Here is a 17,949-nt window from a genome sequence, read left to right on the forward strand (position 1 = left end):
CTATTTTTTAAAAACCTTCATAATTTTATAAATTTGCTGCCTCCAATTCATCGACATAAAATATTGTATTATAAAAGAAATCAATATCAAACCTCCAACTACCATAGCTACAATCAATAAATTCAACTTAGACTTTTCCTGCGGCAAATAGTCACTAATTAATGATGAGGCTATACTTAAAAATAAAATCGGAAAAAGCATAGGAAAAAAGATTAATTTTAAAGAATATAAAATATTCATCTTGAAATAATCAATCATCAGTTTGTATAAAACAAATGCTGAAAAAACAAATGCTGTTAATTTAAAAATAGCAAATGCTTGAATACCTAAAACACCAATCGTAAGAATAACACCTACCCAAAAAATAAATGGAAGCAACGCATTAATAAAATACAATGTTTTTTGGCGTTCTTTGGATACTAGCATAAAATTAGTAGGATAGGTAATAAATGCAAAAAAATTACAAAAAACTAAAAATCGCATTACAGGAAGCGAAGCGGAATAATCTACACCAACCCATGTAAGCACTATTGGCTTTGCTAAAATTGCTATTGTTATTATAGGAAAAACTACTACTGGTGCCAAAACAGTAACAATCTGCAAATAAAAAGATTTTAAACCTAATTCATCCCCACTACCTACAAAATGATTAAATCGAACATTGAAGGGTGAAAAAAGTATTCCTAATATACTTCTGAAAAAAGAAAGAACCGTCAAACCTATGGCATAAATTGCCACCTGATTTGCACCTAAAAACTTACCAATAACCACCGAATCGAGTTCATAATACAATATCCAGGAAATCGTAGCAAACAAACTTGTAAACGCTAATCCTTTAGTCTTATCAAACACTTCTTTATTAAATCGTACAAAATAGAACAAAGTCTTAAAATTATATCTATATCGTTTTCTAGCTATCAATAATGTAGCTATTGACGTTATAAAATTTACAATCTGAGTGAAAAGAAAATAACCTACTATATCATAATTTCCTACTCTAAAAAACCATAAAACAGATAGGATTTTAAATACACTTCCTATTATATTGCATCGTTGAACAATAAAATCTTCCATTCGAACACCAAATATCATTTGTAACAATCTTTGTAACAAAGTAGTCGGAGTAAAAACTGCTAATATTAATAATAAAGAAGATGCTATATAATGTTGATTACCTGTTTCGATACCTTCCACCAATAATTCAGGTTGACGACTCAAAATAAAAAAGCCCAAGGAAAACAATAACAGAAAAACAAATAATATAAAATTGGTAAAACCTATCACTTTTATTTCTTCTTCTCTGTTTCCCTTTGCAAAATACTCTGCAGCATATTTTTGCCCTGCTCCCATAAATCCCAAATCGGCGTAAGCTAAAAAGATTGAAAAAGAAATACAAACAGAATAAATCCCATACACTGTTGGTTCAGATGTAAGATAGGGAATCACCACAAACATTGAGAGAAAATTCAATACTAACGAAACACCTTGCCAAATATAAATTTTGATATAATTTTTTGTGTAGGATTGTTGCATTACAATTTCAATATTGTTTTAATAAAAATCTCAGAAGAAAGCTGATTTTCACTCTCGACGGATGATAAATATTTATACTTGTAATCATTAAACTTTTCAATATCGACATACAAATCAAGTTCTTTGTTTATATCAAATCTATCAAAGTTAACCACCTCAGCGCTGAGACAATCTCCAATAAAATTAGTCAAGTCATACAAATCAGGCATCGCCTTCTTTAACTCATCACTATTTAGTAAAACAATAGGCTTTTTGAATAATATCGGAAAACTAATTGCCGTACTATGATGGGTTAATGCAAATTTTGAATCTTTAACCAATTCGCTGGTTTTATCAAAAACTATTTTTCTATTTTCAAAAGGGTTATTTGTTTTATAACCGATCGCTTTAGGATGTGCGGCTATAACAACACTTGTGTTGTATTTCTTTTCAATAACATTGAAGAAATTATTCAATTCTGTATAATACACATCTGCGTCCACATATTTTAAACCACAAATGGCTACATCTGGGTGGTATGCTAAATATTGATCCATGAAAACGACATAATCTTCTTTTACTACTTCATTATCATTAATAAGGTTTAAATATTTATCATAATCAAAATAATTAATTTCGATAACCTTACCTTTTTTTAAATCAAAAGTATTTCCGTAAAAAGTATTTCCTCCTTCAGAACCTGCTCTAAAAACAAAATCGTAAGTTTTAATAATATTATATTTCTTTAAAATTATTGAAAGTTTATTTTTTAATCCGTTTAAAATCCTTTTAAACTCAAAATTTGAAAGTAATTTAATAACTTTTGATGAAACTTTTACTTTGGGAGTTGGATACATTCCTCTAGCAAAAAAAGCTAATTTACAATTGAAAGAAGTCAAAATTCTATACAATCTCCATACACGAAACTCATAATTAATATTAGTAATAAAAAATGTCGAACTAATATCCATAGTCGACAGTCTCTTATTCAATTCTTTCAGGGAAGACATTTTAATCACAGTCGTTTCAAAATAGTTTGACTCTACAAAGTTAATTTCAGAAAAAAAAAGATTTGTAACATCCCAATATTCAACATTTAACCCATTTTCAATACACTCCCCAAGATAATAATCCGAAAAATATTTCGGAGTTATTGGTTGATAATTTATATAAACTACTTTTTTAATCATCCATCAATTTTTTTAATTAGTTTAGCAGGACTCCCTGCTACAACCACTCCATCTGCAACAGATTTTGTAACAACAGAACCCGCACCTACTACAGCGTTTTCACCTACTGTAACACCAGGTAATAAAATAGAATTAGCTCCAATCCAACAACCTTTTTTCAAGATTATCATTTCATCAGGATAATAACCTTGATCAATTAATGGTATATCCAATCTATCAAACTTATGATTATTGATATAAAAGTGAACTCCGCATCCCATCATCACATCATCTTCAATAATAATAGATGTTTGCAAACTTTCAGACTCTCCAAATAGCATAACACCAGGCCGTATTACAACTCTATTTCCTATCTCTATTTTAGAACAACCAACTGCATATGCTCCAGGTCTAAAATCAGCAGTGTCAGAAAAATGTTTAAATTTTTTTTTACAAAGTGCTAACATTTGTTTTTTATAAAACAACCTCCAATGTGTAAATGGGTGATCAGGACCAATTCTATCAGCACCAATATTATACTTTACTTTTTTTATTATCTCAATTATCAACATTCCAATTAGCTATATTTTCCCCTAATTCAATTAAATTTTTTCTAGCTTTTGGCAAACCATCTCCTATAAAATTAAATAAGTTTGCAGTAGCAACAGCACTTACATTTTTGTATTTCAACCCATCTTTAAAATGGGATTCATTTCCTGCTCCACCTGCTATTATTAATGGTATTTTTATTTTTGATTCAAATTTTTCAATTGTATCGAAATCATATCCAAATCCAGTACCATCTTTGTCTATAGAATTTAGATATATCTCTCCAACTTCAAGTTTATCAAGATATATCAAGTAATCTTCTAGATTCATATCAATTTTCACAGCGCCATTATTAAGATAAACATCAAACGAATCATCATTTTTCTTATAATCTATTGACGCTACAATACTCTGTGAACCATATCTTTTTATTAACAACTGAACTAAATCTGGATTTTCATACAATAAAGTATTTAGTACTATTTTATCAGCACCGCTTTTGAATAGTAATTCAGCATCTTCCATCGTTCTGATTCCCCCGCCAGCAGCAATTGGAATAAAAACATCATTTACTAATTTTTCAACTGTATTAGCAAAATCAATAATAGACTTATTTACTCGAGTAGCATTCAAAACTACAAGCTCGTCCAAAGAAAATGCAATGTTTTGAAATTTATAGTTCTTTTCAAGCCAATTTAAATTACCTACTTTTTGCAATCTAAAATTACGACTTTGCATAAAAAAGCCATCACTATAAATTAATGTAAATATTATCCTTTTTCTTAACATTAAAATTTTTCAATAAAATTTTTCAATAATCTTAATCCGTTATTTTGACTAAGTTCTGGATGAAACTGCACTCCTACAATATTATTACATTCAAAACTTGCTATAAAGTCTGAACCATAATTACAATAAGATTGATTTATCTCATCTTCACTTACCATTTTATAACTGTGAGTAAAGTAAAAATCAGCTTCACTAGGAAGTCCATCGTATATTTTAAGTTTATTATCAATTTTTAATTGATTAAACCCTACATGTGGCACTTTTAAGTCTGTATTATCAAACTTTATACAATGCGCATTGACAAAACCTAATCCTTCAGTAAAACCATCTTCAGTACTTGAGTTTCCTAAAAGTTGCATTCCAAGACAAATTCCAATTAAAGGCTTTCCCTTTTCTACAACTATTTCTTTAAGATATTTATCTAGACTATTTTCTTTTATCTGTGCCATTGCTTTCCCAAATGAACCAACACCAGGAAGAATTATTTTATCTGCACTATTTAAAACATTAAAATCAGCAGAAATAACAATATCCCCAACTCCTAAATAATTTAATGTGCTGACAATAGACTTTATATTGCCCATACCATAATCGGCTATAACAATTTTCATATACTAAAATCTTCTCCTGGAGTAAATTTAGGAGACCAAATACCATCAATTTTTTCGAACAAATCTTTATTTGCATACTTATCTAAAACAGAATCAAATTCTTCTTTAGTCATTTTATAATATTCTAAGAAAGTATCGATCAAATCATAAGGATATGCATTGTCATACATTTTTACTAAATTTAGTGCTTGGTCTCTTGTCATTGAGCCTCTTCTAATCTCAATTCCAGCATCCTGAGTTGCTCGCCCAAATCCAAATTTCAAATACATCAAATAAGCATGTAAAGTATAAAGAGCTTGGTCATTTTGTGAAAAATTCGTAAAAGTATCTACACTTCCTTCTTCTTTTTCAATTAATCCGCAGTTCTCTTTTGCAACAACGTAATTTCTATAAGAATCCCAAGCTTCAAAATATGACCAATGTGTAAATGAAAGTCCTATTTGCGAAACTTCTTCATCTGTAGGGAATTTAAAAAATGCCAAATCAGCTTCAGAAATATCTCCATCTTCTCTAATTCTATCAAAAACAATTTGATGACCACCTTCCAAATATATTTTCTTCATATACTCAATATCATACAAAGGATTGTTTTTACTTTCACTAGAACCTCCATATTCAACCTCACCATCTTCACCATAAAACATCAATGGTATCTTAAAATTTGCAGCCGTTTTAATGCACGCAGTCATAATAGCAATTAACCATCCATAGTAAGGAAAACCTTTTTCAATAAAACCATACTTATTCAGCCTGTCTAATACTACAGGATTAGGAGATATATGAATATGATCATAACCTGATTGAATAAAATTAAAGAGATTCTGATCTCCAATTGGTAAAGATAAAGCAGGACGTACAGTAACCGCCAATGGATTCATACCATATTTATGTTTTAACATATAAGCTACATAAGAGCCGTCTTTACCACCACTAACAGGAACAATGCAATCAAAATTCCCTGTTTTAGATTTATATTTTGTTATTAACTCCTCAAGTTGTTTTTGTCTGTGTGACCAATCAATTTGTTTCTTTTCTTCCATCCATTGACAAGCATTACACCAACCTCTATCATCAAATGTAATTCGAGGTCTTGTAGACATATTTAAACAATTCTTACACCAAGTTATTTTCTTTTCACTCATTACTATTATTTTATTACTTTGATTTATATTAAATGGCTGTCCAGCCTCCATCGACAATTAAATTCTGTCCCGTGATATATTTTGCATCATCTGACAATAAAAAAGCAACTGTTGGTGCAATATCCTCAGGCGTTCCTAACCTTCTCATGGGAACCTTTTTAGTATAGTTGCTTACAAAAACCTCATTTTGATTATCAAAAATTCCACCAGGAGAAACAGTATTCACTCTAACCTGTTGCGGTCCAAAATAAGATGCCACATATCTTGTAAAATTGACTAACGCCCCTTTTATTGCAGAATAAGCTGCAGGCATTGTCATTGTTGTCCCTTCATAAACATTAAAATCGGCACCTACAACTCCATAAATAGAAGCCATGTTTATTATACTTCCTGTTTTTTGTATAGCCATTTCTGAAGCAACTTTTTGCGTTAAATAAAAATAACTATTCATTTGCCAATCTACATTTTGTCTCCAAGAATCGAGAGCTATATCTTCAAACTTATTTCCCCAATCTTTTGTTCTTGGATAAGCATTATTTACAAGTCCATCAATTTTTTTATATTTTGCAAAAACTATTTCTAAAGCTCTATCAATTGAGGTACTATCTGTTATATCACAATAAACATTAGATAAATCTTCATTCGTATCGTGATTAATTTCAAAATTAATACAAAAGGCACCTTCAGAAATCAATCTAGTAATGATTGCTTTACCTAGAAGACCATTTCCTCCTGTAATTATAATTATTTTATTTTTTAATCTATTATTCATCTTTCAGGACAATTTTTAATATTTCTATCGATTCTCTAAGGCCATTCATTGGAAGTATGTTTTCTTTTAAACAATTAATAAAATAATTTAATTGATAACTATACGTATTTTTTACATCAAAATTAGTAGCCTCGAAAATAATCTCTTTAGAATCATTAGTAATACAACTATTAATCAAATCAACTTCTAAAATTTCATTATCACAAACAAGTTCAATTACTCTTTTAGATTTTTTTCTGTAATAATTTAATACAACATTTGCTGTAAATGTATCATACTCTAAAATATAATTAGCATAATCTATAGCATCAATATTTAAGCTTGATACATTTCTTAAAGTAGAACTACTTTTATTAGGCATTCCAAACAACCAACTAACATAATCTAATTCATGAAATAAATCTAAATGGACTCCACCACCCATTGACACATTGGCACTATATACTTTTTTAAAATCTACATTAGGACGCCAATCTGGTAAATATGAACCGCAATAAACATTGACTTCGTTAATTTTTAGACTTTCTTTATTTAATTTATTTTTCAAAAATTCAATACATGGATGAAATCTTAAGTTACAAGCTACGTAAGTAACTACTTGTTTCATTTCTACAAAATCAATTAATTTATCTATATTTTGCAATCTATGTACAGCTGGTTTTTCAATAAATAAAGGAATATATAGTTTTGCAAGTTTTTCGATAAAATCAAAATGCAAATGAGTTGGATTCGAAATAATTGCAAAGTCGAAAGAAAAATCTAAATTTTCAATATCATAAACATTTTCAATTCCTTCTTCAGTTTGTGAATTTGGATTTGATCTTAATGCGTAAATTGCTATATTAATATTCATGCTTTTTAAAGCCGAAACATGCTTTTTAGCTATTGATCCTAAACCAATAATCAGTATTTTCATAGTTCAAAATCAAGTTTATTGTTTTGAAGCAGGTATTCCATAAATAAAAAATCTATTGGATGGTCTAAATCAAAACATACGTGATCCATCTCATAAATTAATGATTTATCTGTAATAGCACTTTTTGATCCAGATTCAAAAAAAGATCTTCTATACCAATAAAATGATGCATTCAAATCATAGACCTTTGGTGCAGACTGCCTCGTCATAACACTCCCATCTGGATTCATTTTAACTAGTGAGTAAAAACCATCTGCATTCTTTTCAACCATATTAAAATAAGGACTTCTCGCCGCTGGATTTACAGAAAATAAATTTAATGCTTCAGGATTAGCATTTATTAAATTTAATGCTTCTTCAATATCCTCTAAAGTTCGCAATGGAGAAGTAACATCTAAATCTAAAACAAAATCATATTTATCGTTTATTATAGATTCTTCATAAAGTAACAAATCTTTAATTGTATCTATTTTGCCCGCTCCATCAGTAGCCAAATAATCTGGCCTTACATAACCCGTAAAAACACCAAATGATTCTGCAGTATTTTTTATAGCCTCATCATCTGTAGACAAAGCAACTTTTGCATCAAATTTTCCTTTTATTTTTTGGGTTAATTCAATTGAATAACCGATTAAGGATTTACCATTAATATTTTTTATGTTTTTGCCTGGTATCCCTTTCGACCCCCCTCTAGCACAAATAGTTATTAATATTTTCATTTTAAAATTTTATATTATTAATATCTATATGGGCTTTCTCAAAATCTTCATGTTTTCCCACATCTAACCAATAACCAGAAAATGGGAAAGAAATTACTTTTAGTTTTTTATTAATCAATTCTTCCATTAAATCTGTTGCATTAAAAAAAGTGTCTTTCGGTATAAAACTTAACATTTTCTTTTTTATTAAATAAATTCCTCCATTTGAATAATAAGTATAAGTCGGCTTTTCTTTAAAACTTTTTACTGATCCATTATTTGTCTCCAAAACAGCATAAGGTATATTCACTTGATACGGAATAGTTAACACAGCTAAATCTGCATCTTGTCTTATAAATTCAAGAAAAAACTGTTCATAATCAATATTTGTTAACAAGTCTGAATTTGTTACAAGAATATAGTCATGTTCAAAATTTTTTATTTTCGAAACTGCACCAATAGTTCCTAATGGTTCATTCTCCCAAACATATTCGATTTTTACATTCTTGTCTTCACCTTTTCCAAAATGGCTTTCTATTTGTTCTCCTAAATATTTTACTGAAACCCAAAAATCATCTATTCCAAATAAAGCCAAACGATCCAAATTATGTTCCATAATTGCCTTGTCCCCAACTTTTAGAAGTGGTTTAGGAACAGTATCCGTTAACGGCTGTAATCTCTGACCTCTACCTCCGGCCATAATAACAGCATCAATTGGTAGATAAGATCTAATTTTTCTAAAGTTAATAACATTAACTACTTTGTGATTTTCATCAACAACTGGAACTATTCGAAAATCACCTTCTCGATATTCAATAATTTTTTTTAGATTATTTTCACCTTTAATTATATATCGTGGATTGTCTTGAATAATCTCATCAACATTGCAATCTATGGTAAATCCTTTAAGTAATCCTCGTCTAACATCTCCGTCTGTTAATGCACCAATTAGTTTGTCGTCACTATCAACGACAAAAAGTATCGCATCTTGTGATAACTCATTAAATTGAAGTAAAGCTTGTTTAATTTTACTTCCTGAAAGAATTAAATGGTCTTTATAAATTCTCATAAAAATTCTTAGTAATTTTAATTATATTATCTGCTGCATTAGATTCAAAATAAACATTATGACCATTATAAGTTTTTAAACTAATAGCTTTAAAAACCGAAGAGACAATTGCCTCTTCTTTAAACTCACAATTTATAATATTATCACTTTGCAATCGGCCTTTTTGCCTATCCCCAACATTCACAACAAATTTTCCAAATGAAGCGGCTTCTAAAATTCCGCTTGAAGTATTCCCTAATAATATTTTAGCATAATACATTGCTGAAAAATAGTTGATTTTTCCAAAATTCTCAATTAGCAAAATTCTATTAGGTAATTCTATTTTTTCAATAACTTCTCGATAAATTGAACCTTGAGTATCTGCATTGGGCATTGTAATCACAATAAATATATCTTTTGCGATTTTTTTCAATGCGCTCCCCATCTCTTGAGCATATAACACATTATCTTTTAGCGACATTGTTTCAGGATGAAAAGTAACTAAGATAAAATCTTCATCAAGTATATCAAACTTTTCAAAAAAACTTTTTCTTTCAATAGGAACAAAGTTTTCAATTCCGTTTAAACTCAAAGATCCTGTAGTAAAAATATTTTCATTAGAATCTAACAAGCTTTGAACTTTCTTATTAAAAACATCGGTGGCTGTAAGATGGAGAATTGAAGCTAAAGAAATCTGATGACGATAAACATTGTCTATTGCTCCCAATGTAGTTTCACCTCCATGTATGTGAGCAAATTTTATTCCAAAAGGGATACCCGCCTGTACAGCAGCACTCATTTCAAAGCGATCTCCTAAACAAAATACTAAATCATATTTATAATTTTGCCAAAAGTCCGCAAACTTTAAAACAGTCAAACCATATGAAGAAGTTATTGATTGCTCATCATCATTTGAAATCAATGAAGAAATCATGTGAATACAATTATAGCCATCCTTTGTTATCTCATTTAATGTATAGCCATGACTTTTTGACAAATGTGTACCAAACGCAATAATCTCCATTTTAAAAAAAGAATCATTTTTCATTTTTTGAAGTAATGGTAGATATATTCCGTAATCTGCTCTTGAGCTAGTTAATACTCCTACTCTCATTGAATGTCCGAAAATAAAAGTTTATCAAACTCATTTTTATCAGTTGTCAGAATTTTACCAACTATATTTTCCCATTCCATTGGAGAAATTCCATCTCCTGGCCTCAATGAAATAATATCATCATCCGTAATAATATGTCCTTTTGATAAATTCCTATTAATAAAAATACTTTTTCTGGCAATTATAATATTCTTAGTTTCGCTTTCGCTTGGCACTTTTTCACCATCACCTCCTATCGCTAACTCTATATTACGAATTGCTCTTACCATCTCTTTTAATTCCTTTGGTTCAAGAGAAGCTACATGATCTGGCCCGGGTAAAGTTCTGTCCAAAGTAAAATGCTTCTCAATTATTCTCGCCCCCATAGCAACTGCTGCTATAGGCACTTCAATACCAAGTGTATGATCTGAATATCCTATTTGCACATCAAAGTTTTTTTGTATTGCCAACATAGCCTTAAGATTAACATCTTTCATAGGTGTTGGATATTCTGTATTACAATGCAATATAGAAATCAATTCTTTTTTCAATCCAAACTTAATTAACACATCTAATGCATTTTTGATTTCTATTTCAGTGCACATGCCTGTTGACATAACAACAGGTTTTCTACATAAAGCAATAGCTCTTAAATAAGGATAATTTGTAATTTCTCCACTTGGAATTTTAAAAAAAGTAAGCCCTAAACTATTTAAGTATTTCACTCCTTCAATATCAAATGCAGTGGAAAAAAAATTAATATTTCTTTCAGAACAATAAGACAATAATTCTAAATGATTTTCATGGCTTAGTTCTAATTTTTTTAGCATTGCATATTGAGAATCATCACCATCGTTAATATTAACACTTTGATAATTGGCTTTCTTAGCTGATTTACTGACTAAGTTATCTGCTTTAAAAGTTTGAAATTTGACATAGTCAACACCCGCATCTACAGCAGCATCAATTAATTTTTTTGCTATTTGTATATCCCCATTATGATTTACGCCAGCTTCCGCAATAATAATTACTTTACTCATACTTATATTATTCTACCTGGATTTCCTACCACTTTTTTTCCATCCGGAATATTAGAAATAATAACGGATCCAGCTCCAATTATAACATCCTTACCAATAATTACTCCTTGCTTTATTACTGAATTAGCTCCCACAAATGTTCTTTCACCAATAGTAACATTACCAGCAAGAACTGCACCTGGTGCAACATGAACAGCATCCTGTAAAACACATTCATGTTCAATAATACAACCCGTATTCAAAATTACATTTTTACCAATTCTTACAAGTGAATTAACAGATACATTTTTATTTATAAAACTACCTGTACCTATTATAGCATTTATTGAAATATGAGCAGTCTTATGTATAGTCGTTTGAATTTCTTTTCCTTTACCTTCAATCAAATTTGCGATATTTTGTCTCAACTTATTATCTCCAATTCCAAGTACAAAAGGAATTTCTTTCAACCACCCAATAAAATCATTTTCTCTTTCAAATCCTAAGTAAACTAGATTATAAGGATCAGAACCAGCTTCCTCTTTATCAGAATATCCGATAATTTCAAAACCATTCTCTAAAACTGTTTCAGCAACTACATAAGCATGTCCTGAATACCCAATAAGAATAACTGATTTATCTGACACTACTAGGTATATTTACAATTCGTTCTTCTAAAAATTCGGCATTAATCTGTTCGTCTCTTTGACAATTTGCATACATAGGTAAACGATACATTAATTGCCATATAGGTCGGGTCATTACTCCATTAGCATTAGTTCCTTCTAAAAACAAATCTCTATCAACTTTGCTATCTAACTCCACACACATCAGCCAATAATTTGCTTTGGTTTCTGGTGTTTCTGTTCTAAATTTCACACCGTTAGTAGCAAAAAAAGATTCGTACTCTTTTGCTAATACCCTTTTATTTTCTAAAAAACTATTCAACTGTTCCAATTGTGCACAAGCTAAAGCTGCGTTTAGATTTGGCATTCGAAAATTATACCCCATTTCATCATGAACATATTCATAAGGGTGCGGAATTTTTGCAGTAGTAGTTAAATACTTGGCTCTTTCTCCTAATTTAAGATCATTAGAAACAATAACACCTCCACCTCCACTAGTTACTATTTTGTTTCCATTAAATGAAAAAGTTCCTAATTTCCCAAAACTACCAGTTGGTTTCCCTTTATATTCACTCCCTAATGATTCAGCAGCATCTTCAATCACTGGAATTTTCCAAGTATCACAAATTGCGATTAACTCATCTACATGTACTGGGAATCCAAATGTATGCATTGGCAAACAAGCACTTATTCTTTTTCCAGTTTTTTTATTATAACAACCATCTTCCCTTAAGTCTCCATTCTCTTCAAGAAATAAAGAAACTGCTTTAGGAGACAACCCCATTGTATCTAAATCAACATCCAGAAAAATTGGAGTTGCATTTAGATACGCAATTGCATTAGCTGTTGCGACAAATGTCAAAGCTTGCGTAAGTACTTCATCTCCCGCTTTCACGCCTATTAACCGCAGAGCTACTTGAATTGCAGCTGTACCATTTACAACAGCCACAGCTTTTTCAGTCTGAGTGATGCTTTGCATCATTATTTCAAATTTATCAACATAAGCACCAACAGAAGATACAAATGTAGAATCAATAGTTTCTATTAAATATTTTTTTTCGTTTCCACCAAAATGAGGAACATGCAACGGAATAAAATTATCAGTTTTATATTGTGCTTTAATAAACGAAATAACTGAATTAAAATCTGACATAATTACATTTTTGAATCTAAATATTTTCCTGTTTCTTTATGTCCGAAATTAGGTATCATATCATGAAATAAGCTAACAATTTCATCCTTACTCCAAAATAAATTTATTTTCATTTCATTTATCCGTTTAGTGAAATTTTCTAGCTTTATATTATTAAAATTAACATCGTTTTTAATAATTCCTAGATTATCAAATCGATCCATATCTAAAACTTCCTTATCTGTGAAAAATTCTTCAAAATCTTTCTCTCCAGTTGTATCACTTCCGGTAAATAAGCATGGCCATTTTTTTTGCTTAATCAATTCTTCTACATTTTTTCTAGCTTCTTCTTCAGACTCACATAAATAAGGTTCATATCCAATTTCAGCTAAATACTTTACTGCAATATCTGCAAAAGAAATCAAATGCAAATTCTCATTTAATTTAGGAAAAAAAATATCCCTGTTATCTCCAAAAATACAAGACATTAAACAAAGTTCTCCTGATTCTTTAGGAGTGACAAAATAACGTTTAATATCATTTGGTGCCACAATTGGCTGTCTTTTTATAATTCGCTGATTAAAACCATGTAATAAAGAACCATCAGAAAAAGCTACATTAGCGAATCGAGCTGTGGAAATTTTAATTTGTTGACTTTTACGCATTAAATACATTTCCATAATCCTTTTAGAAGCGCCCATCATATTTACTGGATTAGCTGCTTTATCTGTAGAAACACAAAAATATTTTTTTGTTCCCTTATCAATAGATTGCCGCAATGTTTTCTCTGTATTAAAAATATTAACATCAATCATCCGCATTAAAGTGAAAGAATCCTTTTCACTTCTCACATGTTTTAAAGCAGATAAATTTAACACGTAATCATATTTACCATCTGATTTTATAAAAGCATCATATTCAATTGACCCAATATCCAATGCAAATGTCTGAAAATCACCATCAATATAACCGTATGAACTTCTCAAATCTCTTACTAGCTCTACCATGTTATTCTCACTAATATCTACAACATGCAACTTTAGTGGATTGCGTTTAAAAATCTCTTTAGTGACAGCCTGCCCAATAGAGCCAGCTCCACCAATAACCAAAAAACTAGATCCTTGAACCTCATCTTTTAATGCATTTTCATAAACTAAAATATCATTATTAAATATTTCTTTGTCTCTACCAATTAATTTAAGAATGTTCATTATTAATATGCTTAAAATATTATTATTTAGAAATAATTAAACCGACAATTCTTTCCCTACTTTACGAACTATTAAACCAATAATCATTAATAGTACAGCTAAAAAACCACCGAGTACAACCCCTTTTGCTTTACCAAAACGATCCTTAAATAAAGGCAAAATAGGCTTATCAATAACTTGTATCAATGGTGTTTCTTTACGTAATGTTACTTTTGCTAATTCGCTTTGCTTTACTAATTCTGTTAAAATAGCAGTATTAGCTTGTACATCTACTTGTCTCCTTGCCGAAGGGGCTCTACGGACGTTCATAGCTGGATTTAAATTAAAAGTATTATCATTTGCAACTGCAACACCAGTAATAGATCCATTTAGTTCTCCACGAATAGAATCAGTTTGCCTTTGCAAGATAGCCATATTCATTCTTGCCTTTTTACTCTTAGTGTCTACATAAAAATTAGATACTTCTTTCGCCAACGCTTCACAAAAATATTTGGCAAATAATTCATTAGTAGAGGACATATCAATTGAAATAATTGATATTTTTTTATCTTTTTGACCAACAACCAATCCTCCCTTAGATACGCCTTGATAAATTGAACCTAAAATACTGTCATGAACTCGTGTAAATTTATCACGATTCCTATTAGGCAAAAAAATAATATTAGCGAACTTAGGATTAGTCTTCCAGCTATCTCTTAACTCATTAATTTCTATATACATTTCTGCCAAAGAAATTCTTTTACCGTTGTAATCAACAGGAGTCAATAATGTCTGTTCAACCATTCTACGAGATTTAAATAACTCTGTCAAATTTGACCCCGTAAAAATACTTCCACCACTACCACCTAAATCTAACCCCAATGAACCTGCTAAACCTAATGCACTTCCCAAACCACCACCAGATTTTTCATCCTCTAAAGCAAACGATAAAGTAGCAGTATAGACTGGTTTTTTTATAAATGAATAGGTTAATCCCAAAGTGGCTCCTAGTATTCCTGCCAATACGATAATTTTCCATTTCGACAATAAATAGTTATACCATTCCTTTACTTTTTCTAATAACTCTTTTAACGAAATCTCATCGTTTTCAATAGGTCTATTATCCATTCTTAGAAATTATTTTTTATTTAAAAGCAGTTATAACCAACAATGCCAAACTCGAAATTACGCTACCAATACCAACCCATTCCCCAGCAGTCATCTTTTTAACTACTGGTTTTTCAGGAACCACAATTTGAGAATCTGGAGTTACCTTAGGATATGATCTAAAGAATAAGAAAGAACTTGCTACTGCAGCTTTCCCATTTGGATATATTATATAAGCCTTTTTCTTCCATCCCATATTGTCAACACCTCCAACTGCATTTAAATAATACTTGAAACTTTTACCACTTCTATATGGAATTTCAGATGTTAGTAATACATTTCCTGTTACTTTTACACCTTCATTATAAGTAGCAACTTCTATTTCATCACCAGGAAATAAAGTAACATTTGAGTAATGATTTTTGTCTTTTACAATTCTTTCCCAATCCACAGGAATAGTAGCATATTTTAGTTCGTCTTTTAATTTTTTAACTAATTGTTTTTCCTTTAAAGAATCCCCTTTTATTAGATTCAAGTCAATACTTTGTAATTTTTCTATTTGCTCTTCTTTGATAGGTCTTTTAATTTTCATCCCATCCAAATTCGCAATAGATGTTAGTCCCCCAGCACGCATTACAACATTATAAACAGTTTCTTTTTTGTTAGCCAATACATATTTACCAGGATAAGAAATTGCTCCGCTAATCTTAACCATTTCAGGTTTTTCATAAACAGCCATTCTTCGTACATTAATCACATCAAATGGCATTAACTCAAAGTTTTTTATCTGTTCATTATTACCTTCATTAATTTCAAGTTCAAATACGTCTACCCGTTTAGGGTCTGCATCATCAATTGCATCTGATTTTTTCATTCTTGCAACCTCTACACGTTTTGATGCTGATCCTGTTAATCCTCCAACCTGAACAACCAAATCATTTAAAGTTAAATTTTCATAAAATTCATACTCTCCTGGATTTTTAATTTCACCATCAATCGTAACTTTATATTCTTCTCTAAAATCTAAAATAGAATATACTGTAACAATATCCTCCCTTTTCAAAAGTACATCAGAGTTTAAATCTCCAGACAAAGCACTTGCTAAATCAACATTTACAATCTCTGTTGTTAAATCCGATTTTAAACGGATAATTCTTGCTCTTTTAGTATATGCATCTTCTTTCAAGCCTTCTGCACGTGTTATTAATTCAGATATACGCATTCCTTCCATAAAAGAATAGAAATCGGGTCTAAAAACAGCTCCTTCAATTTGAATACGATTTTCAAATCGATTCAAAATTTTCGCTACTTTAACAACATCTCCAGATTGTGGTTGATATATTTTAAATTCACTTTCATTTACATCATGTACTTTAAACTCTTTTCCCGTTTTTTGTAAAATATTTACAGAGGTTGTATAAGCAAATTCATTAAACCCTGAAGCAAAGGACAATAAATCAAAAAAAGTCTCTCCTTTTTTCATCTCAAAAACTCCAGGACGTTTTACTTCACCTTCTACTGTTACTCTCTGACTATAGGCTGGAATTCGAATTACATCATTTTCTTTTAAATTCACATTATCTGACTGATCTCCTTTTACTAAAAATTTATAGATATCAATATTTCTATAAACCTTATTATTACGAAGCAGTTCAATATTTCTATAGCTTCCATTTTTCCCTGGCCCTCCTGCTAAATGCAAAGCATTGTAAACTGTTGCCAAAGAGGACACCGAATAATTGCCTGGTTGTTTACCACCTACAATAGTAACTTTAATTGTTCTAATCTGTGCTAAACTAACACTTACCTGTGATTGACCTGATCTAACTGTACTATATACTTTTGCTATGGCTGCCCTGATTTTTTGTGTAGCTGCTTCAATCGTCATTCCTGAAATAGCAATTTGACCAACATATTGTATTGTAATCTTTCCTTCAACGCTTACAGGAATATTATCTTCAAATTCCTGAACACCATAAACACTAATTTGTAACTCATCACCAGGGCCTAAAATATAATTCATTGGTGTTGCCAATTTCAAATCGGGCTCAAAATTTAATGTCGGATTATCAAACAACTCTGAACCAAAGATTAAAGCATTTACTGAATCTTTTATTTTATTATTAATAATCTCTTGTTGTTTCCTTCCAAACTCAGTCTTTTTCTTTTTACTATCCTTACCATCAGAATCCTTGCCATCAGAATCCTTACCATCAGAATTCTTATCTTTAGAATCCTTCTTTTTTGGATCTTTCCTAGAAGCTTCTTCCAATCTGGCTTTTAATTTTGAAAATTCAGATTTACTCATTCCTTTTGATAAAATTGCTTCCTCTGCATCATCTATAGTAAGATCTTTCGCTTCTAATTGATTTTTAATTTTACTAATATCACTACCCGACAAATAATCGACCTTAACAGTACTTAGATCTTTAGACTTTAGAATATCCTGAGCTGACATATTTAATGACACCAAAAGAGTAAAAAATAATATTAGTACTGCCGTTATCTTTTTCATAATTAATTTTAAAATAAAATTCATTTAGTTAATCGCTGATTTTGGATTAGAAATTACAATC

General features: G+C 30.2%; 17 protein-coding genes. All 17 read right to left on the reverse strand.

The window, feature by feature from the left end; translation table 11 throughout:
* Genes LNQ49_RS09060 through LNQ49_RS09140 form a run of 17 tightly spaced genes read right to left on the reverse strand, consistent with a single transcriptional unit; the run spans position 1 to position 17,888 of the window.
* Positions 1-1,533 (reverse strand): lipopolysaccharide biosynthesis protein, encoded by a 1,533-nt coding sequence (locus tag LNQ49_RS09060; RefSeq protein WP_229988443.1) that lies wholly within the window; start codon positions 1,531-1,533, stop codon positions 1-3.
* Complete coding sequence (locus LNQ49_RS09065) at positions 1,533-2,702, reverse strand: hypothetical protein (protein ID WP_229988445.1); 1,170 nt, start codon at positions 2,700-2,702, stop codon at positions 1,533-1,535. The genes LNQ49_RS09060 and LNQ49_RS09065 overlap by 1 nt, the downstream gene beginning before the upstream one ends.
* Positions 2,699-3,253, reverse strand: coding sequence for an acyltransferase (locus tag LNQ49_RS23275; protein WP_305070220.1), 555 nt, complete (start codon positions 3,251-3,253; stop codon positions 2,699-2,701). Before LNQ49_RS23275 ends, LNQ49_RS09065 begins: the two co-directional genes overlap by 4 nt.
* Entirely contained in the window at positions 3,240-4,019 is a 780-nt protein-coding gene (locus tag LNQ49_RS09075) for a HisA/HisF-related TIM barrel protein (RefSeq protein ID WP_229988446.1), read from the reverse strand. The genes LNQ49_RS23275 and LNQ49_RS09075 overlap by 14 nt, the downstream gene beginning before the upstream one ends.
* Entirely contained in the window at positions 4,019-4,630 is a 612-nt protein-coding gene (gene hisH / locus LNQ49_RS09080; RefSeq protein WP_229988449.1) for an imidazole glycerol phosphate synthase subunit HisH, read from the reverse strand. The genes LNQ49_RS09075 and hisH overlap by 1 nt, the downstream gene beginning before the upstream one ends.
* A complete protein-coding gene (locus LNQ49_RS09085; RefSeq protein ID WP_229988452.1) occupies positions 4,627-5,772 on the reverse strand; it encodes an N-acetyl sugar amidotransferase in 1,146 nt (381 codons plus the stop codon). The genes hisH and LNQ49_RS09085 overlap by 4 nt, the downstream gene beginning before the upstream one ends.
* A 28-nt stretch (positions 5,773-5,800) precedes the next feature.
* Positions 5,801-6,544: an oxidoreductase gene (locus tag LNQ49_RS09090; protein WP_229988454.1), complete on the reverse strand. Its 744-nt coding sequence runs from the start codon at positions 6,542-6,544 to the stop codon at positions 5,801-5,803.
* Positions 6,537-7,460 (reverse strand): Gfo/Idh/MocA family protein, encoded by a 924-nt coding sequence (locus tag LNQ49_RS09095; protein ID WP_229988460.1) that lies wholly within the window; start codon positions 7,458-7,460, stop codon positions 6,537-6,539. The genes LNQ49_RS09090 and LNQ49_RS09095 overlap by 8 nt, the downstream gene beginning before the upstream one ends.
* Positions 7,457-8,179, reverse strand: coding sequence for an acylneuraminate cytidylyltransferase family protein (locus LNQ49_RS09100; protein WP_229988461.1), 723 nt, complete (start codon positions 8,177-8,179; stop codon positions 7,457-7,459). The genes LNQ49_RS09095 and LNQ49_RS09100 overlap by 4 nt, the downstream gene beginning before the upstream one ends.
* 1 nt (position 8,180) lies before the next feature.
* Entirely contained in the window at positions 8,181-9,227 is a 1,047-nt protein-coding gene (locus LNQ49_RS09105; RefSeq protein ID WP_229988462.1) for a nucleotidyltransferase family protein, read from the reverse strand.
* Complete coding sequence (neuC, locus tag LNQ49_RS09110; RefSeq protein ID WP_229988463.1) at positions 9,214-10,320, reverse strand: UDP-N-acetylglucosamine 2-epimerase; 1,107 nt, start codon at positions 10,318-10,320, stop codon at positions 9,214-9,216. The genes LNQ49_RS09105 and neuC overlap by 14 nt, the downstream gene beginning before the upstream one ends.
* Positions 10,317-11,339, reverse strand: a complete 1,023-nt coding sequence (neuB, locus tag LNQ49_RS09115) for an N-acetylneuraminate synthase (RefSeq protein WP_229988466.1) — start codon at positions 11,337-11,339, stop codon at positions 10,317-10,319. Before neuB ends, neuC begins: the two co-directional genes overlap by 4 nt.
* Positions 11,340-11,341: 2 nt before the next feature.
* Positions 11,342-11,965, reverse strand: coding sequence for an acetyltransferase (locus LNQ49_RS09120; protein ID WP_229988467.1), 624 nt, complete (start codon positions 11,963-11,965; stop codon positions 11,342-11,344).
* Positions 11,955-13,097, reverse strand: a complete 1,143-nt coding sequence (locus LNQ49_RS09125) for a LegC family aminotransferase (RefSeq protein ID WP_229988468.1) — start codon at positions 13,095-13,097, stop codon at positions 11,955-11,957. Before LNQ49_RS09125 ends, LNQ49_RS09120 begins: the two co-directional genes overlap by 11 nt.
* A gap of 2 nt (positions 13,098-13,099) precedes the next feature.
* Complete coding sequence (locus LNQ49_RS09130) at positions 13,100-14,287, reverse strand: UDP-N-acetylglucosamine 4,6-dehydratase (protein WP_229988469.1); 1,188 nt, start codon at positions 14,285-14,287, stop codon at positions 13,100-13,102.
* A gap of 36 nt (positions 14,288-14,323) precedes the next feature.
* A complete protein-coding gene (locus tag LNQ49_RS09135; RefSeq protein WP_229988470.1) occupies positions 14,324-15,394 on the reverse strand; it encodes a Wzz/FepE/Etk N-terminal domain-containing protein in 1,071 nt (356 codons plus the stop codon).
* Between the two features lie 16 nt (positions 15,395-15,410).
* Positions 15,411-17,888, reverse strand: coding sequence for an SLBB domain-containing protein (locus LNQ49_RS09140; RefSeq protein ID WP_229988471.1), 2,478 nt, complete (start codon positions 17,886-17,888; stop codon positions 15,411-15,413).
* Positions 17,889-17,949: the final 61 nt, after the last annotated feature.

The sequence above is a fragment of the Flavobacterium pisciphilum genome (genome assembly GCF_020905345.1).
GTDB classification, from domain to species: domain Bacteria; phylum Bacteroidota; class Bacteroidia; order Flavobacteriales; family Flavobacteriaceae; genus Flavobacterium; species Flavobacterium pisciphilum.